This window comes from Nocardia jiangxiensis NBRC 101359 (assembly GCF_000308615.1).
GTDB classification, from domain to species: domain Bacteria; phylum Actinomycetota; class Actinomycetes; order Mycobacteriales; family Mycobacteriaceae; genus Nocardia; species Nocardia jiangxiensis.
This window is the reverse complement of record NZ_BAGB01000154.1, coordinates 1-23,023: the sequence shown is the minus strand read 5'-3', so window position 1 is coordinate 23,023 and position 23,023 is coordinate 1. Positions and strand designations below refer to the sequence as shown.

24 protein-coding genes are annotated in these 23,023 nt (G+C 65.6%); 14 read left to right on the top strand and 10 right to left on the bottom strand.

Going from position 1 to position 23,023, the window contains the following annotated elements; genetic code table 11:
• Positions 1–3: 3 nt before the first annotated feature.
• Together ON40_RS36585 and ON40_RS36580 are read right to left on the bottom strand one after the other, a co-directional pair.
• Positions 4–1,221, bottom strand: coding sequence for an alpha-hydroxy acid oxidase (locus tag ON40_RS36585; protein ID WP_040829932.1), 1,218 nt, complete (start codon positions 1,219–1,221; stop codon positions 4–6).
• A 49-nt stretch (positions 1,222–1,270) separates the two neighbouring features.
• The gene (locus tag ON40_RS36580) at positions 1,271–2,101 is read right to left on the bottom strand and encodes an SDR family NAD(P)-dependent oxidoreductase (protein WP_040829931.1); all 831 of its coding nucleotides are present in this window, start codon (positions 2,099–2,101) and stop codon (positions 1,271–1,273) included.
• A gap of 182 nt (positions 2,102–2,283) precedes the next feature.
• Between ON40_RS36580 and ON40_RS36575 the strand changes: the two genes are divergently transcribed.
• From ON40_RS36575 to ON40_RS36550, 6 genes are read left to right on the top strand one after another with little or no spacing between them, the layout of a single operon-like run.
• Entirely contained in the window at positions 2,284–3,651 is a 1,368-nt protein-coding gene (locus ON40_RS36575; protein WP_083896175.1) for an enolase C-terminal domain-like protein, read from the top strand.
• 57 nt (positions 3,652–3,708) lie between these two features.
• The gene (locus ON40_RS36570; protein ID WP_040829930.1) at positions 3,709–4,800 is read left to right on the top strand and encodes a sugar ABC transporter substrate-binding protein; all 1,092 of its coding nucleotides are present in this window, start codon (positions 3,709–3,711) and stop codon (positions 4,798–4,800) included.
• A gap of 19 nt (positions 4,801–4,819) precedes the next feature.
• A complete protein-coding gene (locus tag ON40_RS36565) occupies positions 4,820–6,406 on the top strand; it encodes a sugar ABC transporter ATP-binding protein (protein WP_083896174.1) in 1,587 nt (528 codons plus the stop codon).
• A 1-nt stretch (position 6,407) separates the two neighbouring features.
• Complete coding sequence (locus ON40_RS36560; RefSeq protein WP_040829929.1) at positions 6,408–7,436, top strand: ABC transporter permease; 1,029 nt, start codon at positions 6,408–6,410, stop codon at positions 7,434–7,436.
• Positions 7,437–7,441: 5 nt separating this feature from the next.
• Positions 7,442–7,765: an L-rhamnose mutarotase gene (locus tag ON40_RS36555; RefSeq protein WP_040829946.1), complete on the top strand. Its 324-nt coding sequence runs from the start codon at positions 7,442–7,444 to the stop codon at positions 7,763–7,765.
• A 48-nt stretch (positions 7,766–7,813) separates the two neighbouring features.
• Positions 7,814–8,782: an aldo/keto reductase gene (locus ON40_RS36550; protein WP_245568151.1), complete on the top strand. Its 969-nt coding sequence runs from the start codon at positions 7,814–7,816 to the stop codon at positions 8,780–8,782.
• A 130-nt stretch (positions 8,783–8,912) separates the two neighbouring features.
• On the opposite strand, the gene ON40_RS36545 is transcribed toward ON40_RS36550, so the two are convergent.
• Positions 8,913–9,581, bottom strand: coding sequence for a FadR/GntR family transcriptional regulator (locus tag ON40_RS36545; RefSeq protein WP_040829928.1), 669 nt, complete (start codon positions 9,579–9,581; stop codon positions 8,913–8,915).
• Between the two features lie 41 nt (positions 9,582–9,622).
• Between ON40_RS36545 and ON40_RS36540 the strand changes: the two genes are divergently transcribed.
• Both ON40_RS36540 and ON40_RS36535 read left to right on the top strand, forming a co-directional pair.
• Positions 9,623–10,510: an amidohydrolase family protein gene (locus ON40_RS36540; RefSeq protein ID WP_040829944.1), complete on the top strand. Its 888-nt coding sequence runs from the start codon at positions 9,623–9,625 to the stop codon at positions 10,508–10,510.
• Positions 10,507–11,352 (top strand): fumarylacetoacetate hydrolase family protein, encoded by an 846-nt coding sequence (locus ON40_RS36535; RefSeq protein WP_040829927.1) that lies wholly within the window; start codon positions 10,507–10,509, stop codon positions 11,350–11,352. The genes ON40_RS36540 and ON40_RS36535 overlap by 4 nt, the downstream gene beginning before the upstream one ends.
• A 2-nt stretch (positions 11,353–11,354) precedes the next feature.
• Here the strand turns inward: ON40_RS36535 and ON40_RS36530 are convergent, their stop codons facing one another.
• The 4 genes from ON40_RS36530 to ON40_RS36515 form a co-directional block, all read right to left on the bottom strand.
• Positions 11,355–11,606: a hypothetical protein gene (locus ON40_RS36530; RefSeq protein WP_040829926.1), complete on the bottom strand. Its 252-nt coding sequence runs from the start codon at positions 11,604–11,606 to the stop codon at positions 11,355–11,357.
• Positions 11,607–11,646: 40 nt separating this feature from the next.
• A complete protein-coding gene (locus ON40_RS36525) occupies positions 11,647–12,921 on the bottom strand; it encodes an MFS transporter (protein ID WP_218008925.1) in 1,275 nt (424 codons plus the stop codon).
• Between the two features lie 193 nt (positions 12,922–13,114).
• Positions 13,115–13,900 (bottom strand): SDR family oxidoreductase, encoded by a 786-nt coding sequence (locus tag ON40_RS36520; protein ID WP_040829924.1) that lies wholly within the window; start codon positions 13,898–13,900, stop codon positions 13,115–13,117.
• 27 nt (positions 13,901–13,927) lie between these two features.
• Positions 13,928–14,803, bottom strand: a complete 876-nt coding sequence (locus ON40_RS36515) for a glutamate cyclase domain-containing protein (RefSeq protein WP_169541966.1) — start codon at positions 14,801–14,803, stop codon at positions 13,928–13,930.
• A gap of 440 nt (positions 14,804–15,243) precedes the next feature.
• On the opposite strand from ON40_RS36515, the gene ON40_RS36510 reads away from it, so the two are divergent.
• The 5 genes from ON40_RS36510 (at position 15,244) to ON40_RS36490 (ending at position 19,650) form a co-directional block, all read left to right on the top strand.
• Positions 15,244–15,966 carry a GntR family transcriptional regulator gene (locus tag ON40_RS36510; RefSeq protein ID WP_040829921.1) on the top strand — a complete coding sequence of 241 codons (723 nt, stop codon included), beginning with the start codon at positions 15,244–15,246 and terminating at the stop codon, positions 15,964–15,966.
• A 52-nt stretch (positions 15,967–16,018) separates the two neighbouring features.
• On the top strand, positions 16,019–16,909 hold the full coding sequence (locus ON40_RS36505) for a dihydrodipicolinate synthase family protein (RefSeq protein ID WP_040829920.1): 891 nt from the start codon (positions 16,019–16,021) through the stop codon (positions 16,907–16,909).
• Positions 16,910–17,083: 174 nt separating this feature from the next.
• Complete coding sequence (locus ON40_RS36500; protein ID WP_040829919.1) at positions 17,084–17,938, top strand: fumarylacetoacetate hydrolase family protein; 855 nt, start codon at positions 17,084–17,086, stop codon at positions 17,936–17,938.
• Between the two features lie 5 nt (positions 17,939–17,943).
• Positions 17,944–19,233, top strand: coding sequence for an alanine racemase (locus ON40_RS36495; protein WP_063713160.1), 1,290 nt, complete (start codon positions 17,944–17,946; stop codon positions 19,231–19,233).
• Between the two features lie 30 nt (positions 19,234–19,263).
• Positions 19,264–19,650 carry a RidA family protein gene (locus tag ON40_RS36490; protein ID WP_040829916.1) on the top strand — a complete coding sequence of 129 codons (387 nt, stop codon included), beginning with the start codon at positions 19,264–19,266 and terminating at the stop codon, positions 19,648–19,650.
• A gap of 59 nt (positions 19,651–19,709) precedes the next feature.
• Here the strand turns inward: ON40_RS36490 and ON40_RS56330 are convergent, their stop codons facing one another.
• Positions 19,710–20,048 (bottom strand): AraC family transcriptional regulator, encoded by a 339-nt coding sequence (locus tag ON40_RS56330; RefSeq protein WP_083896172.1) that lies wholly within the window; start codon positions 20,046–20,048, stop codon positions 19,710–19,712.
• Between the two features lie 528 nt (positions 20,049–20,576).
• The gene (locus ON40_RS36485) at positions 20,577–20,807 is read right to left on the bottom strand and encodes a hypothetical protein (RefSeq protein WP_040829915.1); all 231 of its coding nucleotides are present in this window, start codon (positions 20,805–20,807) and stop codon (positions 20,577–20,579) included.
• A 291-nt stretch (positions 20,808–21,098) separates the two neighbouring features.
• Between ON40_RS36485 and ON40_RS36480 the strand changes: the two genes are divergently transcribed.
• Positions 21,099–22,454: a DUF2252 domain-containing protein gene (locus ON40_RS36480; RefSeq protein WP_051194123.1), complete on the top strand. Its 1,356-nt coding sequence runs from the start codon at positions 21,099–21,101 to the stop codon at positions 22,452–22,454.
• A gap of 192 nt (positions 22,455–22,646) precedes the next feature.
• On the opposite strand, the gene ON40_RS36475 is transcribed toward ON40_RS36480, so the two are convergent.
• A complete protein-coding gene (locus tag ON40_RS36475; protein WP_157186655.1) occupies positions 22,647–22,880 on the bottom strand; it encodes a hypothetical protein in 234 nt (77 codons plus the stop codon).
• Positions 22,881–23,023: the final 143 nt, after the last annotated feature.

Genomic DNA, 23,023 nt, shown 5'->3' with positions numbered 1-23,023 from the left:
GGATCACGCGACCAGCAGCCGCACATGCCCCGGCTCGAGCTCTTCGAGCGAGTTCACGCCGAGCAGCTTCATGGTGCGCACGACCTGGGTGCGCAGGATTTCGATGGTACGGTCCACACCCGCCTCGCCCCCGGCCATCAGGCCGTACAGGTAGGCGCGGCCGACGAGGGTGAAGCGCGCGCCCAGGGCAAGGGCGGCGACGATATCCGCGCCGTGGGTGATGCCGGTGTCGAGATGGATCTCGAGGTCGGTGCCGGCCTCGCGGACCACCTCGGGCAGCAGATGCAGCGGGACCGGGGCCCGATCCAGTTGCCGTCCACCGTGATTGGACAACACGATGCCGTCCACGCCCGCACCGGCCAGGCGCCCGGCATCGGCGGCGGTTTGCACGCCCTTCACCAGGACCTTGCCGGGCCAGGATTCGCGAATCCAGGCGAGATCGTCGAAACCGACGGTCGGGTCGAACATCGAGTCGAGCAGCTCGGCGACCGTGCCGGACCAGCGGTCCAGCGAGGCGAAGGCCAGCGGTTCGGTAGTCAGGAAATCCCACCACCACCAGGGGCGGCGCAGCGCGTCCAGGGCGCCGGAGAGGGTTATGGAGGGCGGGACGGTCATACCGTTGCGCGCATCGCGCAGGCGGTTGCCGGCGACCGGGACGTCAACCGTCACCACGAGGGTGTCGAAACCCGCCTTCGCGGCGCGCTCGACCAGGGCCAGCGAGCGGTCGCGGTCCTTCCACATGTACAGCTGGAACCAGTTGCGGGCACGGGAACCGGTTGCGGCGGCGACATCTTCGATCGCGGTGGTGCCCATGGTGGACAGCGTGAACGGAATTCCGGCGCGCTCGGCGGCGTGCGCGCCGGCGATCTCCCCCGCAGTGTGCATCATGCGGGTGAATCCGGTCGGTGCGATGCCGAACGGCAGCGCCACCTGCTTACCGAGAACCGTTGTCGTGGTACTTGTTTCGGATACATCGCGCAGGATCGCGGGACGGAATTCGATCTCGTCGAACGCCTCGCGGGCCCGGCGCAGGCTGATCTCGGCGTCCGCGGCGCCATCGGTGTAGTCGAAGGCCACCTTCGGTGTGCGCTTGCGAGCCAGCTCGCGCAGATCCCAGATTGTCTGGGCGCGGGCGAGTCTGGCCGCGCGACCACCGAAGGGCTGCTCGAAGCGCATCAGTGGTGCGAGGTCGCGGGGCCTGGGAATGCGGCGGGTGGTCATACGGGCGTCCTGTCCGGGATAGATCGTCTGTATCGGCGGCTGTGCCGACTCAGCGGGTGGCCTCTGTCAGGGGTGCCGGTCGCAGGCGCAGCGAATGCATGCCGCCGTCCACCTCGAGCATGGTGCCGGCGGTGGACCCGGCCGCCGGGCTTGCCAGATACAGCACTGCGGCGGCCACCTCGTCCGCGGAGACCAGGCGCCCGTGCGGCTGGCGGGCGTTCAGCGCTACCAGCTCGGCGGCCGGATCGGGAGCCGAGGCAAGCAGCCGCTGTACCCACGGGGTGTCCGCGGTACCCGGATTCACACAGTTGACCCGGATGCCCTCGCGCAGGTGGTCCGCGGCCATCGCCCGGGTCAGGGCCAGGATAGCGCCCTTGCTGGCGCTGTAGGCGGCGCGGTCGGGCAGGCCGGTGGTGGCCGCGATCGAGCAGGTGTTCACGATCGCGGCGGCGGGCGAGCGCCGCAGATGCGGCAACGCCGCGCGCGAGACCCGCACGGCCCCCAGCACATTCACCTCCAGCACACGCCGCCACTCGTCGTCGGAGTTGTCCTCGACGGTGCCCTGTGCGCCGATCCCGGCATTGTTGATCACGATGTCCAGGCGGCCGAATGCCTGCGCGGCGGCCTCGATCGCCGCCCGCACCGACTCGTCGTCGCACACGTCGCAGGTCAGCGCCAGGCAGTCGGGGCTCACCCACCACGTCGGCTCCGCGAGCTCCGCCCCCTCGCCATCCCCTGAACCGAGTGGGTCGCCGGGCTGCAGATCCAGCACCGCCACGCGCGCGCCCGCGGCGAGAAGCGCTGCGGCAACGGCCTTTCCGATTCCCGATCCACCGCCGGTGACCACCGCGGCCAGCCCGTCGAACTGTCCCTGTGCCATATCGACCCCATCACCCAACTGATCCGATGTTTAACGCTGGCGAACATAGCACCGCTCGCGGAGTCTTGCGCGATAATTACCATCTACCGGCTGATATTCGGAAAATCTCAATCCGGACTTGTCCGGATAGACATCCGATGTATAGTCGTGACTCAGATCACTGCAGGAACGAGGCCCCCTACATGTCACACTTCACGGCGCTGGACACGCTCGACGTCCGGTTCCCGACGTCGGCACAGCTGGACGGCTCCGACGCCATGAATCCCGACCCCGACTATTCGGCGGCTTACGTGATCCTGCGCACCGACGATCCGGACGGCCTCTCCGGGCACGGATTCGCCTTCACCATCGGGCGCGGAAACGACGTGCAGCGGGTGGCGATCGAGGCCCTGGCGGATATGGTCGTGGGCCGCCCGGTCGAGGAGATCCTCGCCGATCTGGGCGGATTCGCCCGCGAGCTCACCGCCGATTCCCCATTGCGCTGGCTGGGACCGGAAAAGGGCGTCATGCACATGGCCATGGGCGCCGTGATCAACGCCGCCTGGGATCTGGCCGCCAAACGTGCGGGAAAGCCTGTGTGGCAACTGGTTTCGGAGATGTCGCCGGAGCAGATCGTCGAGCTGATCGATTTCCGCTACCTCACCGAAGTCCTCACCCCGCAGGAGGCACTGGACATTCTGCGCCGCGCCGAACCGGGCCGGGCCGAGCGCGCGAAGCACCTGCTTGCCGAGGGATATCCGGCGTACACCACCTCCGCAGGCTGGCTGGGCTACTCCGACGCCAAGCTGACACGCCTGGCGCAGCAGGCGGTCAAGGACGGATTCGGCACCATCAAGATCAAGGTCGGACGTGACGTCGAGGAGGACGCACGCCGGGTCAAGATCGCCCGCGAGGCCATCGGTCCCGACATCGGCCTGGCCGTGGACGCCAACCAGCGGTGGGGCGTGTCCGAGGCGGTGGAATGGATTTCGCGACTGGCCCCCGCGCGGCTGTCCTGGGTCGAGGAGCCCACCAACCCCGACGATATCCTCGGCCACGCCGCGATCCGCAAGGGCGTTGCGGGAGTGCGGATCTCGACCGGCGAGCACGGCCAGAACCGGATCCTGTTCAAGCAGCTGCTGCAGGCCGAGGCGGTGGATGTGCTGCAGATCGACGCCGCCCGGGTCGGCGGCGTCAACGAGAATGTGGCAATCCTGTTGCTGGCGGCCAAGTTCGGGATCCCGGTGATCCCGCACGCGGGCGGTGTGGGACTGTGCGAGCTGGTGCAACACCTGGCGATGATCGACTACGTCGCGATCTCGGGCACCATGGACGGGCGCGCCATCGAATACGTCGATCACCTGCACGAACACTTCCGCGAACCGGTGCGGATCGATCGCGGGCGCTACCGCGCCCCGCGCGCGCCGGGCTTCAGCGCGGAAATGCTGCCCGCCTCGCTCGGGGAATACGCCTACCCCGACGGCGCTGCGTGGCACACTCCGACCATTTCCCAACCAACAGCCCAGGGTCCCGGTACGCCCGGCGGGCCCGGACACGGCAGCGACGTGTAACCACGCAGGGCCCGGAGAAGTACCGCCATTGTTACCGCCAAAGGAGCACGGAAACTCATGAATACCAGGATCATCGGCGCGGGGCTGGCCGCCGCGCTGCTCGTGGCCGCGGCCGCGGGCTGTTCACGCCAATCCACCGGCAGCGGCGCGGCCCCGGCCGTCAACGTCGGAAACGGCGCGGCCAACGGTGTTCTCGTCGGCGCCGATCAGCCCCGCTCGGACACCGACTTCTGGAGCGCATACGCCGGATTCATGGGCCCCAAGGCCGCCGCAGCCGGGGTGGCGCTGGCGAATACCTCGTCGGACAACGACTCCAATCGCCTCAAATCCAATGTGGACACCCTGTTGTCGAAGAACGTCAAGTCCCTGATCATCGCGCCGCAGGACACCGCCGCGGTCAAGCCCGCCCTGGCCGATGCCGCCGCGAAGAACGTCCCGGTGGTCAGCGTCGACACCCGCCCCGACAGCGGCGGCGCATATATGGTGGTGCGCGCGGACAACCGCGCCTACGGCACCAAATCCTGCACCTACCTCGGCGAAACCCTGCACGGCACCGGCAAGGTCGTGGAATTCCAGGGCGATCTGACCTCCATCAACGGCCGCGACCGCTCGGAGGCCTTCGCCGACTGCATGAAGTCGAAGTATCCCGGCATCAAGGTGATCGAGATCCCCACCGAGTGGAAGCCCGACAAGGCCGTGTCCGGCCTGCAGGACAAGCTGCTCACCGATCCCGATATCAACGGCATCTATATGCAGGCCAGCATCTACCTGCAGCCCACCGTCGCGCTGCTGCAGCGGGAGAACAAGCTGGTCAAGGCGGGTCAGCCGGGCCACATCACGATCGTGTCCAACGACGGCGTCAAGGCCGAGCTGGATGCCATCGACAGCGGCCAGATGGATGCCACGATCTCCCAGCCCGCGGATCAGTACGCGCAGTACGCGGTCTACTACGCCAAGGCCGCCACCGAGGGCAAGAAGTTCGCCCCCGGCCCCACCGACCACAATTCGACGATCGTGGACACCGGCGTCAACGGCCAGCTCGAGGACCAGCTGCCCGCGCCCGTCGTCACCCACAACGGCGGCAAGGTCGGCGACATGGACACCCTGGCCACCTCCGACCCCGGCCTCTGGGGTCGCGGCGGGCACTGATGGATAAGGCAAGTACTCAGTGACGGAAACCGCAGTGCCCGAACCCAATTCGGACCACACACCGGTCGCCGGGGCGCCGATCGCGGAGGCTGTCGGCGTCACCAAGCGGTTCGGGCGCAATATCGCTCTGAACGGGGTCCGGCTGGCGGTGACCGCCGGGCGGACCCACGCCCTGGTCGGCCGCAACGGCGCCGGGAAGTCGACGCTGGTATCGATCCTGACCGGAATCGCACCTCCCGATGAGGGGGAGGTGCGCTTCGGCGGCAGCCCCGCGCCCGCGCTGGGCGATCGCGACGCCTGGCGCTCCCGCGTGGCGTGTGTGTACCAGCATTCGACGATCGTCCCGGACCTGTCGGTGGCGGAGAATCTGTTCATCAACCGGCAGGGCATGAGACACACAGCGTCGCGTAGCGACTCCGTGAGGGGTGGCGGTCGGGTGACGGGCGGGCTCATCAACTGGCGCACCATGAAATCCCGGGCCAGGGATCTGCTGGACACCTGGTCGGTGCCCGTCGACGTCAACACCCCGGCCCGGGACCTGTCCGTCGAGAATCGCCAGCTGGTGGAGATCGCCCGGTCCCTGTCGCACGGGACCCGGTTCATCATCCTGGACGAGCCGACCGCGCAGCTGGACGGCGTGGCGATCAAGCGGCTGTTCGCCCGCATCCGGGACCTGCAGGCGCAGGGGGTGACGTTCCTGTTCATCTCCCATCACCTGGACGAGACGTACGAGATCTGTTCCGACGTCACGGTTTTCCGCGACGCGCGGCATATCGTCACCGCCCCGGTCGCCGAGCTGGGCAAGCAGGATCTGATCGCCGCCATGACCGGGGATTCGACCGAGCTCTCCGAGGTGGTGCCGCGGGAGCGGCGCGATGCCGCCGCGGCCCCGGCGCTGCGCCTGGAAAATCTCACCCGCACCGGCGAATTCGCGGATGTGGCGCTGGAGGTCCGGCCGGGCGAGATGATCGGCCTGGCCGGGGGCGGCAGCAGCGGCCGCGTGGAGGTGGCCGAGACGATCGTCGGATTGCGGCGCGCGAGCGGCGGATCGGTGATCGTGAAGGGAGTCCCGCTGCGCCGCGGCGGGGTTCGCGCGGCGCTGGACGCGGGCATCGGATTCGTACCCCGCGACCGGCACGACGAGGGCCTGATCCTGGGGATGAGCGTCGCCGACAATGCCACCCTGACCGTGCCCCGCAGGCTGGGCCCGCTCGGGCTGCTGTCCCGCCACACCCGCGATGCGCTGGCGCGCACGGCGATCGGGAATCTCGATATCAAGACCGAGGGCCCCGGGCAGGGCGTGTCCGAGCTGTCCGGCGGCAATCAGCAGAAGCTCGTGTTCGCCCGCGCGCTGGCCACCGATCCGGCGGTGCTGGTGCTGATCACCCCCACCGCCGGTGTCGACGTGCGCTCCAAGCAGACCCTGCTGGACGTCGTGCGGGCCGCGGCCGATCGCGGCACCGCGGTGCTCGTGGTCTCCGACGAACTCGACGATCTGCGCGACTGCGACCGCGTGCACGTGATGCTCCAGGGCGCCATGCACGCCGAATACGAGAAGGGCTGGGACGACCGGGAACTGGTCGCCGCCATGGAAGGACTTGACTGACATGACGCAGATCGCGACCGGATCCGACACCGCGGAGGCGACCGCGCCGCGCCCACGCTCGCGGCCCGCCATTCGCTGGGGCTCGCTCCGCGATTTCCTGCTGGTGCCGCCGATCGTGCTGGTGCTGATCGTCGGGTATTTCATCAATTCGAGCTTCATCTCCGGGGCCAACCTGACCAATGTGCTCACCACCATGAGCGGCATCGCGCTGCTCGTTCTGGCCGAGGTGCTGGTGCTGGTCGTCGGCTATATGGATCTGTCGCTGGAGTCGACCTTCGGCCTGGCGCCCGGCGTCGCGATCTGGGTCACCATGGGCACCGCCAAGGTCGGCGCCTTCACCTGGGCCTCGCCGTGGATGACGATCCCGATCGCGCTGGTCGTCGGGCTGGTGGTCGGCGTGGCGAACGGGCTGCTGATCGTGCGGTTCGGGCTCAACGGATTCATCGTCACGCTCGCGATGCAGATCGCGCTGCGCGGCCTGCTGACCTTCCTCACCGGCGGCTTCACCCTCACGAAGATTCCCGATTCGGTGCTCTGGCTCGGCAATTCGCGCATCGGCGGGGTGCCGGTGAACGTGGTGATCTGCCTCGGGCTGTTCGTCATCGGCTATCTGGTGCTCAACTACACCACCGCCGGGCGCGCGCTGTACGCGGTGGGCGGCAATCAGGGCGCGGCCCGCGCGGCGGGCATCCGCACCGATCGCGTGGTGATCTCGGTGCTGATCATCGCCGGGGTGCTGGCCGCGATCGGCGGGCTCATCTACTCGGGGCAGTTCGCCAGCGTGCAGGTCGCCCAGGGCAACGGCATGATCTTCGACGTGTTCGCCGCCTGCGTGATCGGCGGCGTCTCGCTCAACGGCGGGCGCGGTTCGGTGCTGGGCGCGTTCTTCGGCATCACGATCCTGACGCTGATCGAGAAGCTGCTCTCCTACGGTGGGGTCAGCGCCGATTCGCTGAAGTTCATCAACGGCGCGCTGATCCTGGTCGCGCTCATGATCACCCGCATCGCCAGCGGCCGCCGGCAGGAGTGAACGTCATGCGAATCGCCTTGCACACCAAACTCAAACCGGGCGCGGAGGACGAGTACGAGGGCGCCCATCGGGAGGTCCCGCCTGCACTCGTGGCCGCCATCCGTGCTGCGGGAGCCACCGACTGGACCATCTGGCGCAGCGGCGCGGACCTGTTTCACGTAATCGACTGCGAGTCCTACGATCTGCTGCTCGAGCGGCTGGCTGGCATGCCGGTGAACATCGCCTGGCAGGCACGGATGGGCGGCTATCTGGATGTGCCGCACGATTATTCGGACCGCGATGCGGGGCTTGCGGTGGTGTGGGAGCTCAATCCGACGGAGTCGGCATGATGAGATGGCCGCTACGGCCGACGTTCGACGCGACGGCAGGTGCCGGAAGTGAATGAGGATGCGAATGTGGCCCTCAGCTCCTCGACGGCGGACCACGACTGCACAAGAGTAGTACTCGGCGGTGCCGGATACGCGGGACTTTACCGTGCGGTCGACGAGTCCAGCGCCGCCGATGCCCTGACCGCCGCGTGGGACAACGGCATTCGTGCCTTCGACACCGCCCCGCACTACGGCGGCGGGCTCAGCGAGGAGCGGCTGGGCCGGTTCCTGCGCACACGCGACCGGGCCTCGTACGCCGTCTCCACCAAGGTCGGCCGCTTACTCTACTGCGATCCGGACGCACTCGACGGTGCGGAGGAATTCTACGGCGCACCCAAACGCTCACGCGTGCGCGACTATTCGGCGGCCGGCGTACGACGCTCACTGGAGGAGTCGCTGCGCCGACTGGGCCTGGATCGGGTGGATCAGCTGCTGATCCACGATCCGGAGGAGCATATGGACCAGGCCCTCACCGAGGCCGTGCCCGAACTCGAGCGGCTGCGTGCGCAGGGACTCACGACCGGCATCGGCGTCGGCGTGAATCACGTGGAGACCGCGCTGCGGTTCGTCCGGGAGGCCCCGATCGATGAGGTGCTGATCGCTGGGCGGTATTCGCTGCTGGACCGGCGTGCCGAGACCGAACTCCTGACCGAGTGCGCGCGCCGCGGCATCCGGGTGCGCGTGGCCGGGGTGCTCAACAGCGGAATTCTGGCGGATCCGCTGCGGCAGGGTACCTTCGACTACGTCGCGGCTGATCCGGAGGTCATCGCCCGGGCCCAGGCCATGGAGACCGCCTGCGCCGCATACGGTGTGCCGCTGCGGGCGGCGGCCATGCAGTTCCCGCGGCGCCATCCGGCGGTGCGGGCGATCGTGCTGGGCTCGGGCACGCGCGCGGAGATCGAGGACAGCGTCGCAATGCTGAACGTTCCCGTGCCCGAGGAGCTGTGGACAGAACTCGAAGGCGGAGCACTCTGGTGAGCGGCAGCACCCCTGGCGCCACGGCATGTCGCAGATCCGCCTCGTCCCTCGACGGCTCACGGTCCGCGCACGACGTCCCGCGCCGCCGCGACGCCCGAACCGGTCGCTGCGCCCGGCCCCGTGCCACCGCTCAGCCCGCGGCCCGCTGCAACCACTCCATGACCCCGGCGACGTGCGCCACCGCTCGCGCCTGCGCAAGTTGTGGATCGCGCGCGACAATGGCATCGCAGATGCCGCGATGCTCGGAGACGGTCCGCTCGTACGCGCCCTCCTCGGTGACACCGCGCCAGATCCGCGCCCGCGTGGTCGGCATGGACAGCGAATCCAGCAGCGAGGCAAGCATCTTATTCCCCGAGCCGCTCGCAATGGCGGCGTGGAAGTTCAGATCCAGGGCAACCAGATCGGTCACCGAGGTCCCCTCGGGCTCCACCAGCGTGCGCAGGTGGGCGATCTCCTCGTCGGACATCTTCTGGGCCGCCAGGGCCGTGGCCGCGGGCTCCAGAATGCGCCGCACGCCCAGAATGTCGAGCACCGAGGAGTCCTGGTGAAATTCCAGCAGGAAGCTCATCGCGTCGAGCAGCGAATTCGGTTCCAGGCTCGACACATACGTACCGTCGCCCTGGCGCACGTCCAGGATGCGCACCAGCGACAGCGCGCGCACGGCCTCCCGCAGCGAATTTCGCGATACGCCGAGTTCGGCGGCCAGATCGGCCTCGCGCGGCAGCCGGGAACCCGGGCGCAGATCGCCCGAGACGATCATCGCCTTGATCTTCGCTATCGCGTCGTCCGTGACCGACAAACCCGTACCTTCGCTTCCGAGGATGTGAACCCATGCCTCCGATGACTGTAGACGCCCATGTCCATGTCTGGGATATCACCGGCGGAAAATTCCACGTCGAGTACGACTGGCTCACAGAAACATCGGATGTCTTATATCAAAGCTACACCCTCGACGACCTCGAGCCACAGCTGGGCGAACACGAAATCGGGGCCCTGGTGCTCGTGCAGGCCTCCGATTCGCTCGCCGAATCACACGCCCTGCTCGACGCGGCGGCCACGTCGCCCTGCCCGGCCGGAGTCGTGGGCTGGCTGCCTCTGCACGATCCCGACCGCACCGCCGCCGAGCTCACGCGGCTGCGGCAGCCCGGATTCGCCGGGGTGCGGCACATGATCCATCGCGACCCCGACCCGGCATATCTGCTGCGCCCGGAGGTTTCGCGGAGCCTGGCCCTACTGGCCGAGGCCGGGCTCAGCTTCGACGCGGTGGCCGAGACCCTCGAATTGCTGGCGCAGGTCCCGGTGATCGCGGCCGAACACCCCACGCTCAGCATCGTTCTCGATCATCTGGGCAAGCCGCCGATCGCCGCCGGAGAGTGGCAGCCGTGGGCGGATCTGCTGGCCGCCGCGGCCGCGCCGCCGAATGTGGTGGCCAAGATCTCCGGCCTGGCAACGGTTTCCGGGCCCGGATTCACCGCCGCGGACTGGCAACGGTACGTCGACCATGCGCTGGAGGCGTTCGGGCCGGATCGGCTCATGGTCGGCGGCGATTGGCCCTTCACCCTGACCACAGCATCCTATTCCGAGGTCTGGCGGGCCACCCTCGGCACCCTGGCGGGCTTGTCGCCCAGCGACCGCAGCACGGTGTTGTCGGGCACGGCCTCGCGAGTCTATAAACTCCCCGCCCCGGCGGGTATTTTCCATTCTCACAGTGAAGGAGTCAGTGCGTGAAGTTGCAGCGGGTCGGCGCGGCCGGCGCCGAACGTCCGGTGGTCATCGATGGGGAGCAGGCCTATGACCTGTCCCCGCTCACCCGGGACGTCGACGGCGAATTTCTCGCGGCCAACGGGATCTCGGCGGTGACCGCGGCGCTGGCCTCGGGAACCCTTTCCCCCGTGGACATCTCCGGTGAACGCATCGGCGCACCGATCGCGCGACCGCAGGCGGTGTGGTGCATCGGCATGAACTACGCCGCGCACGCCGCCGAATCCGGCTCCGAGCCGCCGAAGGTTCCGGTACTGTTCTTCAAAACCCCCAATACGGTGACCGGCCCGTACGACGACGTACTGATCCCGCGCGGCTCGGAGAAGACGGATTGGGAGGTGGAGCTCGCGGTCGTGATCGGCGCCCGCGCCCGCTACCTGGATTCGCCCGACGAGGCGCTGAAATACGTTGCGGGATATACCATCTCCAACGACGTCTCCGAGCGCGCATTCCAGCTGGAGGAGTCCGGCGGACAGTGGTCCAAGGGCAAGTGCTGCGAGACCTTCAACCCGCTGGGCCCGGCCCTGGTGCCCGCGGCCGAGCTGAACCCGAAGGATCTGCGGCTGCGCTCGTTCGTCAACGGCGAACCGCGCCAGGACTCCTCGACCGCCGACCTCATCTTCGACGTCGCCTACCTGATCTGGCATCTGTCCCAGTTCGCGGTCCTCGAGCCGGGCGACATCATCAACACCGGCACCCCCGAGGGCGTGGCGCTGTCGGGCCGATTCCCCTATCTGCGCCCCGGCGATGTCGTCGAGCTCGAGATCGAGGGTATCGGGCGCATCCGGCAGACGTTCCGGGCCGCCTGAGCTCAGCGGGCGGATTCGGCGGTCCCGAGATACAGCTCACCGATCAATGGATCGGTGGCGATCCCGGGCGCCAGCCTACGGAGAGTCAGCGCGCCCAGGATCGCATCACCGTCACCACGAGCGCGGCGACACCGACCACGATGAGGACGATGCCGGTATAGGTCCATTGCGGCGATCTCGGTGATGTCGGGCGGATTCTGCGGTTCGGGTTCGGTGGTCGCTGCGGCGGCCAGGCTGGCGCGGTGGCGTGCCACGGTGCGTTCGACCGCCTCGCCGAGGTTGTGCCAGATGACTTCAGCGATTCACCATATGAGCGGGGATCCGGTGGGTGAGGATGGCACCGATGACCAGCACGGCACTCAGGATGTAGAGACCGACCGAGGTACCGCCACCCATCGACTGGGACATTCCGATCAGGTAGGGGCTGACAAAGCCACCGAGATTACCGAGCGAGTTGATGGCGGCAATCCCTGCCGCTGCTGCTGTACCGGCGAAGAATGCGGGCGGCAAGTTCCAGCAGAGCGCAGAGACCGTGTACACACCGGCAGCCGCCACACAGAGGGCAATGATCGCCGGTACAGTGTGATTTCCGCCCAATACTGCACTCGCGGAAAGTCCCACCGCTGATACGACGAATGGGATGCTGAGGTGCCATCTCCTTTCTCGCCGCCGGTCAGAACTGCGGCTCACCAGCACCATCGCAATCATCCCGCACAGAAATGGGATTGCGGTGATGAACCCGATCGTGACGGAGCTGTGAATACCTGCCCCTTTAACCAGTGTGGGAAGGTAGAACGTCAGTCCGTACAAGCCCATGGATTCCGCAAATACCAGCACCACCAGCAGAACCACCCGACCATTTCGGACAAGCTCCCGGAGTGAGTGTGGCACGAGCGTTTTTTTCTGCTCGTGTTCCCGGGCAAGGTTTCCGATGACGAAATTTTTCTCGTCCTCCGTCAACCACTTGACCTGCCGTGGGCCATCCGCGAGAAGCCAGAGGACCGCGATACCGAGAATCACCGCCGGTACGCCCTCGACAAAGAATAGCCATCTCCATCCCGACAGCCCGCCGACATGATCGAATGCCTTCAGGATCCACCCGCCGAGGGGGGCGCCGACCAGACCCGACGCCGGCTGGGCGACGATGAAAATCGCCACTGCCCGAGCTCTCCACTCAGAGGGGTACCAATAGGTCAGGTAGAGGATCATTCCAGGAAAGAATCCCGCCTCCGTAGCGCCCAAGAGGAATCGCAATATGAGGAACTCGGTCGGATTCTGGACGAACATGAAACAGATGGAGACCAGTCCCCAGAGAATCATGATTCGCATGATGGTCTTCTTTGCGCCCACCTTGTGCATATAGAGATTGCTGGGCACCTCGAAAATCAAGTATGCAATGAAGAATACTCCTGCACCCAGACCGAACGCTGCATCACCCAGACCCAATTGTTTGTTCATCTGGAGCTGTGCGATGCCAATATTGGTCCGGTCGAGAAATGATATGAAGTAGCATGCGATGACCAGCGGGAACAGTCGCCAGGATATCTTATTGTAGATGCGTTTCGCCAACGCATCTCGGGATCTCATCGGTTGGATAGATTGTGATGATATGGAAGACTCCATTGTGCAATTCCATTTCGATATTGCATTCGGTGACGCTATAGACTATGCCATTGAACGGAAGTCGGCCTAGCGGTGATGTTTGCCGGGCTTGTGCCCGAAATGTGTGGTGTGTAGCTCGATCGAGCGGGTTTGCGATGTGTTAGATGCTGGCAAGCATTCCACCGTCGACACGGATAATCGATCCGGTGATGTAAGAGGCGCGGGTGCTGGCCAAGAATGCGATGGTGTCGGCGTATTCCTGCGGGTTCCCGTACCGGCCCAGCGGAATCGAATCAGTGCTCGCCCGGGCTACCTCGTCCACGGTCCGGCCTTCTCGTTCGGCCTTGGCGCGGTCGAGGAAGTTGATGCGGTCGGTACCGATTCGGCCAGGTACAACGATGTTGGCGGTGACGCCATCGCGCCCGATCTCGCGGGCGAGAGTCTTGGACCACCCCACGAGGCTGGAACGCAACGCATTGGAGAGTCCGAGGTTCGGTATCGGTTCCAGGACGCCGGAGGACGTGCTGGTGATAACCCGGCCCCAGCCTTGTTCGCGCATGGTCGGCAGTATGCGATCGGTGATCGCGATTACCGAGAGCACCATGGAGCGGAACTGGTCCGACCACAGCTGACCGTCTTGCCCGGAGACAGGAGTTGGCGGCGGCCCTCCCGTGATGTTGACCAACACATCGACGGATCCCAGCTCGCTTTCGATCGCCTCGATGTTCGGGTCGATACGCGAAAGATCTCCGAGATCCCAATCGAGGCTCAGATATTCCGCGGCAGTCGTGTCCAGGTTCGCGGCTACCTTTTTCAGTGCATCATGGCTATGGTCGGCGACGGCGATTTTCGCCCCTTCGGCTGCCAACGTGGTCGCGATGGCGCTGCCGAGACCACCCCCGCCGCCGAGCACGAGGGCAACTTTGTCCTTGAGGCCTAATTCCACAGTGGCTCCTCCTCTTGTCGTAATGAATCAGTGTTCGGGGGTTGCGATCCACGCGTCGCCGAGCAGCCCTTGGTGGACCACCCCGGCAATCAACTCGGCGTGGGCGGCGACGTACCGGACGGGAATGCCGTCGTCACCGCGGAAGTCGACCTCGTCCACTCCGCCGGAGCGAAGCCCTGCATCGAGACCACATTCGGTCCAGGCCTGGATCTCCTCGCCGGACACGGCCAGTTCGGCACGCCCGGACAGCAGGGCCAGCGCCGCCGCCAATGTGTAACAGCCCAGATTGGATACCGACGCCGGAAGAAGATGATCACATGGTGTAACGCTGAAAATTCCCGCACCGCAGGGGCAACCACACTCGACGCCCCGCGGCGTGATCTGCGCCGCTGAGCGCGGCAACTTTCCGAATCCGATTTCGTTGCCGTTATCGCCGATGCCGATGGTGAGCGCCCCCGCTTCCATGGCAGCGAGGACATACTCGTCGCTGTAAGGGTCGCCGGCAGGGCTGGGAGTGCCCCACACCAGGTGGCGAACCCCCTTCGCATTGCGGCCCAGCTTTTCGACCGCGAACACCACATCGAAGCCGGCGCCGAATTTACGTGCCGTGTCCAGATCGGGGAAGTCTCCGGCGATCAACGTCACCGCGGGCAGGTCGGCAAGGTCGAGTACCGCTCGTACCGGCGTGTGCGCTTCCGCGTCGACGATGATCGTGACGTCCCAGCCGAGCGCGACGAGCGCGCGCGCCAATGCGATCGACCCGATGGGCCCGTCGATCTCACCGCACGGGAAACGCACCTCGTCGACCAGACCCGTGATGATCAACGCACGCTGGCCGGCCCGCTGTAGTACGGCGTGTGCGATCTGATAGGTCAGCGGCTCGACGTCCGTCGACCGCACCATGCGATAGAACGGACCCATCACCCCCGCGGGGCTGGTCGGTGGTCGCATCTCGGTGATAGCGAGCCGATCCAATGCCTCGAAGGCAGGGAGGCGTTCTGGAAGTTCTGCTTGCACTGGAGTGGATGCCTTCCTCGATGGCGTACGAAATGCGCAGAAGCCGCGCGATATCCGCCGAACACCACCGGCTCAGCGCGCAGGTCCGACTTACGCCGCATACCATACACCGTCGACCGCTCCGGTCAACAACTTCGCTCCTTGAAGAGGCGACAAACTGGCCTTATCTGCATGATATATGCAGCTCAGAGCCATATTGTGAATAGTTCAGCAGGATGAGATACGATATATGAGTGTTGCTAAACGCCTCTTGTAGCTCGCGCAGCCGCCCGAAACATGCTGGCGCACAGGATTTTGATGTGCCGGATACGGTATGCTTCGAAGCTATGTCGCCGAACGAACTTCAAGCCTTGCCTGCCCGGCCCGACAACCTCACATCGATGGTGTTCGAGGCCATCCGCGACAGCATCGTCGATGCGACTCTCGCGCCGGGCAGCCGGATCAGCGAGGCATCGGTAGCCGCACAACTCAATGTGAGCAAGACGCCGGTACGCGAAGCGTTGTTGCGCCTGCGGCACATCGGCCTGGTGGAGTCGACGCAGCGCGGGCTGCGTGTTGTCCGGCCGTCGGTCAAGGCCATTCGCGACGCGTACGAGTTCCGGGCCGGTATCGAAGGGGTCGCCGGACGCTATGCGGCACACCGTGCGTCGACCGAAGAACACGAGCACATCCTGGTTTTGGCGCATACCTCGCTCGAGCACGCCGAGCAGCACGACGGCGAAGGATTTCGCCGGTACGACCGGAAGTTCCACCAGGCGATCGCAGCCGCGACTCACAATGTGATCTTGCAGCAGTCGATCGAGGACTCACTCGTGCTCACCTCCGCCCTGCGTGAGCGCGACGTCGCCCCCTCCGGGGACTCCGCGTCCTGTGCGCGGGAACACCTCGTCGTGGCGGAAGCCATCCGGGCCGGCAATCCCGACGTAGCGAGCAAGGCGCTCACCGAACACATCCACCATGTCATGTCTCTCGTACTCTCCGCACGGCCGGTTACTGCCCAGCCCGCAGACGCGGAGACCGCGTCCGTCGGCGCGGGAACCACAGCCTGAGCGCACCCCAGCCGGTGGAGGTCCCGCCAATGGAAGGAATGTTCCCGTTCTCATGCCGATCGAACCTTTACAGCGAGGCCTGTGGGGTGTACTGGCCACACCGTTCCACGGCGACGACTTAGCCATCGACGAGGAAGCCCTACGCCGCCAGGTGCACCTGCACCAAGCGGCCGGCTCGATCGGGTTGGTGGCACTCGGAGTATTCGGAGAAAGCGCCCGGCTCAGTCGGGAGGAACGGCATCGCGTCGTCGAGATCGTCAGCCGTGAGGCACCAGATCTTCCGCTGGTCATCGGTATCGCCGAACGCGAAACCCGCGAGGTCATCGACGCCGCCCGTGACCTCCTCGCCGCCTCCGAAACTGCGTCGAACTCACTGATGCTACAGGTGCCCACCAGCGATCCGCAGGCGTTGACCGACCATCTCCAGGCTGTTCATGATGCGACCGGTGCCGGTGTGGTCGTCCAGGACTACCCGGTCGTCAGCGGAGTCACGATCGCGCCGAGCGAACTACTCTCGGCCATCATCGGATGCGCGTTCGTGGTGGCGGTGAAATCCGAGGCTCCGCCGACCTCCGCGGCGATTGCCGAACTCACCGCGGGGACCGACGTGCCCGTCTTCGGTGGCCTGGGTGGTATCGGCTTGCTCGATGAACTCATGGCCGGCGCTGCGGGCGCGATGACCGGATTCTCGTATCCCGAGGGCCTCGCAGCAACCGTGAATGCGTGGTTCGACCACGGCTACGCCGCTGCACGTCAGGCATTCCTACCCTGGCTCCCCTTGATCAACTTCGAAGCGCAACCCCGCATCGGGCTCGCCATTCGTAAGGCAAGCCTGAATCACCGTGGCATCTTCAGCAGCCCGGCGCCACGACCACCAGCGGCGGCGATGCCCGCACGGCTGGCTCCACTGCTGCGCGAACACCTCGAAGCTCTTCCGAGCTGAGCGAGTCGTCCCACCGACCGGTACGCCGGTGCGGGCCCTTCCGCGCCCGGCTCTCGTCCCGCCGGGACGCTCTGGTCGAGTGACGACGAGATAAGACCCGCTGTAATGCGAACAATTATGGGAATTCTCATCTGCAATCTCTCTGATTATTTGGCAACCGATTAGGAAAGCATCATGTTCATTGCGTCCGTCCGAGAGGGCACCGTGGAGACGCCGGTCTTCGTGCACGAGCAGAAAGGTGTCCTGCGTCCTCGAGTATTGGATTCCGCGTTCGACGGCGACGCGATGGAGTTGGTGAAGCGCGACGTGACACTCGGGCTCCGGCGCCGGGCGGCCACAGTAAGCGACGACCAGTTCGAGCCAGCGAGCCGATTCACCTTCACCGCGCCGTACCGCTCACCGCGCAAGATCTGGGGAATCGGGCTCAATTACCGGGACCACGCCGGCGATCTCGACGAGTCGGTTCCTACCGAGCCGGCGTCGTTCATCAAGGCGGATCACACCATTATCGGGACCGGCGACGACATCGTGATCCCCACACAGAGCACACGGGTTACCGCGGAGGCGGAACTGGGCCTGATAATCGGACGGACCGCTCGCAACGTATCCGAAGAGGACGCGCTGAACTATGTATGGGGCGTGTGCACCATCCTGGATCAAACGGCCGAGGACATCCTCCGGCGGAACCCGCGCTTTCTCACCCGCGCGAAGAACTTTGTCTCGTTCTTCTCCTTCGGGCCGCTCCTGGTACCCCTCGATCATGCGCTCGATGTCCACGGCTCCCTGGACAACATCACCGTTAGCACCGTACGCAACGACGGGGAAGAGGTACGTACGAACACGGTGGCAAATATGACCTACAGTCCCGAATTCCTGGTGAGTTTTCACAGTCGGATGATGCCTCTGTTTCCCGGCGACATCGTTTCCACCGGCACTCCCGGTGCACTCGTCGTCCAGGACGGCGACGTGATGGAGTGCCGCATCCCCGGAATCGGGAACCTGACCAATACTGTTCGACAAGGCGAGTGATCACCATGCCACATCTATCTTTGACCGAACTCGGCCGCAGCACGATCGACCACCGGTACAAGGGAATTCCCCTGGGCACGGAACTCAGGCTGTCCGAAATCGGGGCGCAAGGCTGGAACGTCGCGCGCGGTGACCTGTCCCTGCCGGTGACGACTCTGCGACAGAGCGCCCTCGACAACAATCTCGTTGCCATGGCGCAGTACTGCGCGCGCCACGGCGCGCTACTCGCCCCGCACGGCAAGACGACGATGGCACCTCAGCTGTTCGAGCGCCAGTTGGCCGCCGGCGCGTGGGGAATGACAGCCGCAACGCCGTCACAGGCTGCCGTCATGCGCAAATTCGGGGTCGGTCGAATCATCCTCGCCAACCAGCTCGTCGAACCCGATGCCTGGCGCTGGGTCGCCGAGCAACGAGAAGCCGACGACTCGTTCGAGTTCTTCTCCCTCGTCGACGACCCCGGCGCGATCGCCGGGGCCGACCAGGTTCTCGACACCGTTACGCATCGCGGCAAGCTGCCCGTCCTGCTCGAGATCGGCGTCGACGGCGGTAGAGCCGGAGCCCGCACGACCGAACAGGCCCTGGCCGTGGCCAGGGCCGTCGCGGCATCCCGGCACCTCGTGCTCGCAGGAGTCGAGATCTACGAAGGGCTCATCACCGGCGGCATCAGCCCCGAGGATATGCAGGCCATCGACAAGGTCTTCGGCCAGATTCGGGATGTGGTCACCCAGATCGCCGCCGAGAAGCTGTTCGGAACGGAGCCGATTACCGTCACCGCTGGTGGCAGCGCCTATTTCGACCGGGTCGTCGCCCAACTCGGCAATTGGGAGCACCTGGACATTCCGGTGCGACTGATAGTGCGCAGCGGATGTTATCTCACACACGACCTGGGCAAGTACCACCACATGTCGCCCCTCGACGGCCGCCGAGACGCGAACGAGCCACTGCACCTGGAAAACGCTCTACACGGGTGGGCGAGAGTCCTGTCACGGCCGGAGCCCGGATTAGCCATCCTCGGTGCCGGTAAACGCGATCTTCCCTACGATGTCAGCCTTCCGGTTCCGCTCCAGGCCCATCCCGCCGATGGCTCCCGCACCGTCGACCTGAGCGCCGCCCACATCCACAAAATGATGGACCAACATGCTCACCTGACCCTTCCGGCCGATACCCCTCTCCGACCGGGCGATATCGTCGTGCTGGGAATGTCGCATCCCTGCACGGCTTTCGACAAGACCCGCCTTCTTCCGATCATCGACGACGACGATAACGTCATCGACGCCGTGATGACCTTCTTCTGATCACCGACGAAGACCTTTACGGAGCAAGCCATGCCACGAACAGCACCAGATTCCCACTACTCCGGTCCCGCACCGGGCGGCCCGTACTCTCCGGGCGCCCGGATCGGCCGAATGGTCGCGATCTCCGGCCAATGCGGATACCACCTGGACCGGACGCTCGCCGAAGGACTCGAAGCACAAATTCACCTCGCGTTCGAAAACCTCGAACGGGCCTTGGATACATACGGCGCGAACCTCGACGATGTGCTTTCCGTCGATGTCTACATCGCAAGCGAAGAACACTTCAAACCGATGAACAACGTATATTCGCAATACTTCACCGAGCCACGCCCCGCACGCACAACGGTGACAGCGGGCCTCCGGCCAGGGGTCCTCTTCGAGATCAGCGCCCTGGCGGTAGTCGACGAAAGTCGCTAACCTGCCGCTGGCACTCTTCTACCCATGACATGGACGGGCGCGTTCAGGATGTTCAGGGACTATTTTCGCGTCCTGTTCCCGTAAAGGGTCATGCCGACTGGGTCTGGTGTTGCATCAGAGGTGTCCCGCCACACCTCACGGTCGGTGGGGCGGTCATCGACAAGCTGCACTACGCCCGCCGGTGCGGCGTGCGGTGAAGGCAGGTATACACCCTCAGCGATACGGACTTCGGTGGTGTCCTGTGACGGCGTCGAGCCGAACGCGCGCTTGTAGTCGCGACTGAACTGTGCGGGGCTGAAGTACCCGACGGATGCCGCGATGGTGGAGACCGAGACGCAGGAGTCGAAGCGTCGGCTCGATCCGAGTCCGCCTGCCGCGAGCGACAAGGCGTGTGTCATCGAGAACTATTACGACGCACTATATTTCGCCAAACTGCAAGTCATTCGCGCTGGGGATTCCGGAAGACCTTGTATCCGCCGAAGGTATCGGCCCGGATGGTGCCGTCGCGGCCGACTCCGACGACCCAAAGCAGGCACGGTACGGGCGAGCTCACCGGCAAGGTCGAACACCTCGCACATCCGGGCGAAGTCGGAGACGACCAGCCGTAGCCGCAACGGTTCGGCTCCGTCTTTGACCAGTTCCTCCAGCACGCGGTCGCCGGCTACCCGGTCGGGGGCGTGCACGATTACGGTTGCGCCGTCGTCGGCCAGGTGGCGGGCGCGGACACTCAGAACACTCGCCGGACCCCTACGGGCCCACCGAATCCCGCACGCTTTATGGTCGGTCGCTCAGCACCTCGTCCCGGTTTGACGATATGCCCCCGATTCACCCGGCGTTCTTGACGAAACCCATACGCTGCATGCCCGTAGCCAGGATCACCGAGCACCTTTGCACACGGGTGCGCAGCGCCCTGATCAGCTCGCTTGTCAACGCCACCAGGCGCGCAACGTCGTCGAGTGATCGACCGGTCGCTCCAGGCGACCGAGCCTATCCACGAGTGCAGGGTCATGACGCACGACAGTGTTGTAGTAGCCCAGACCTACCAGCCCCAGCCACGCCACAATGGCATTCCCCACACCGGGATGAAAGATCGCGAACCCGAGAAAAACTACTGCCACGACGGCGATCAGAATGAAATCGAGCATCTTGCCATTCACCGTGAACTCCTTGCGCGACGACGAACGTAAACTCGCCGACCGGACTTCCCGGCACGCCTACGCTCGACACTAGTCCCAAGCGCTACCCTGTGAGCCGATTCGGCCCCCTTAGTGCTGCCCTACGACGACCGCCGAAACACGGTGTGTTCGTGGGTAGTTCGAAGTCACGCAGACGGCCGGTGGAGTCGACGGTGGCAGTGATCGCTTCACCGCACCCGGTCTATAATCAAATATCTCGCGCCGGCTGCGGCGCACCGCGCAGTAGTCTCCGACGAATTCGAGGAGAACCGCATGCCGGGCAGCACAGCAATCAAGGGGGCCACCGCGACCGGGCGCGCCGCACGCAAGGTTGTGCCACGCCGGACTCTGGCCGAATGGGATCCGGCGCGCCGAGCATGCAGCGCGCTCGAGATCCTGTTCTCTCAGCACGCCGAGCGGGTCCCGGACCTGCTCCCGATCCGCTACGGCCGGATGAGCACCTCGCCGTGGACCTATCTGCGGGGTGCGGCGGCGGTGATGGCGGCCGACCTGGATTTGTCGCCCAACACCGGATTGACGGTGCAGTTGTGCGGTGATGCGCATGTGCTCAACTACGGACTGTGGGCCTCGCCCGAGCGGAACCTGCTGTTCGATCTGCGAGACTTCGACGAGACGCTGCCCGGCCCGTTCGAATGGGACGTCAAACGGCTGGCCGCAAGCCTGGTGGTGTGCGCACAAGAGAACGCGCTACCCGACAATACGGCCGGCGCCGCCGTCACTGCCGCGGTCGCCTCCTACCAAGCGCATATGCGCAGCTACGCCAGAATGTCCGAACTCGACGTCTGGTACGACCGCATCGACGCGTCCACCCCGCTCGCCTCACTGGCTCCTCGGGACCGCAAGGAGGTGCGCGCCTGGGTCGCCGAACAGGCCGAGGACCGCACTAGCGCCGGAGCATTCCGGAAGATGACCGAAATCCGCGACGGCCGCCGCCGGATCATCGAGAAGCCGCCGTTTCGAGTGCATCTGGACAGGCCGGAACACCGCGACGAGGCCGAGATCGCTCGCCAGGTGTTCGAAACCTACTCCTCGTCCGTGCCCGAGCAGCTCATCCACCTGTTCGACCGATTCACCCTGTCGGATGTGGTACGGCAGGTCGTCGGTGTAGGCAGTGTCGGTATGCGCGTATTTCTGCTGCTGGCTGAGGGCCGTAGTGGGGAAGCGCCGCTGTTTCTCCAGGTCAAGCAGGCCGGCGCCTCGGTCTACGAAGCGCACCTCGAACCGAGCGCGCAGACCAACCACGGGCACCGTGTGGTGCTCGGCCAGCATCTGATGCAGTCGGCGACCGACCTGTTCACCGGCTGGACCCGGCTGGATGGGCTCGACTTCTACGTGCGGCAGTTCCGCGACATGAAGGTCATCCCGGACGGCCGCCAGATCACCCCATACCTCACCGAATTCGCCGGGGCGTGCGCCCACGCCCTGGCCAAGGCCCATGCCCGCACCGGCGATCCCGCAGCCATCGCCGCCTATATCGGCAAGGGCAGTGCCTTCGCCCACGGGATAGGGGAATTCGCTCAGGCCTACGCCAGCCAAACCCGCGCCGACCATGCCGATCTGGTCGCCGCCATCGCTGCGAGCAAAGTCGAGACCGCGCCGGGCTGGTGATCGTGGCGCCAGATCCAGCCGCGGCGAGGATCCTCCAGAATTTGCCGCAGGTCGGAGCTTGGGCTTCGATGGCGTCGGCGACGGCGGGGGGACGACCGGCGAGCAGTCCCAAGACGTGGGTCGCGACCCAGTCCTCGGCGGCGGAGGCGGCGGCGGTGTGGAAACACCGTGCGGCGCGCCACGTGTACTCGATCACATGGACAGGTCGATCACGATGTGAACGTCGATGCCATGGCGGGCGGGTTCGGCGTCGATGGCGTCGATCTGGTCGTAGTCGCCTTCGACCAGCACGATCCAGGTCCGGGCGTGGGTGGGGTCGCGGGTTTCGGCCTGGTCTAACGCGGCAGCGATGATCTCGCCCGGGTCGTGGGCTGTCGTCGCAACCAACGGAAACCGCTCGGTATGTGGCATGACAGCGCGTTGCATGAAGACGGCCCCGCCCGCAGGGGCGGATTCAACTGGTCGTCGCAACACTTCTACGTTCGGGCAATTGTAGGTGGTGGACCATCGCCTCGGCCGGAGTGCGCCACCCGAGCGTCTTTCGCGGACGTGTGTTGAGCGTGTGCGGG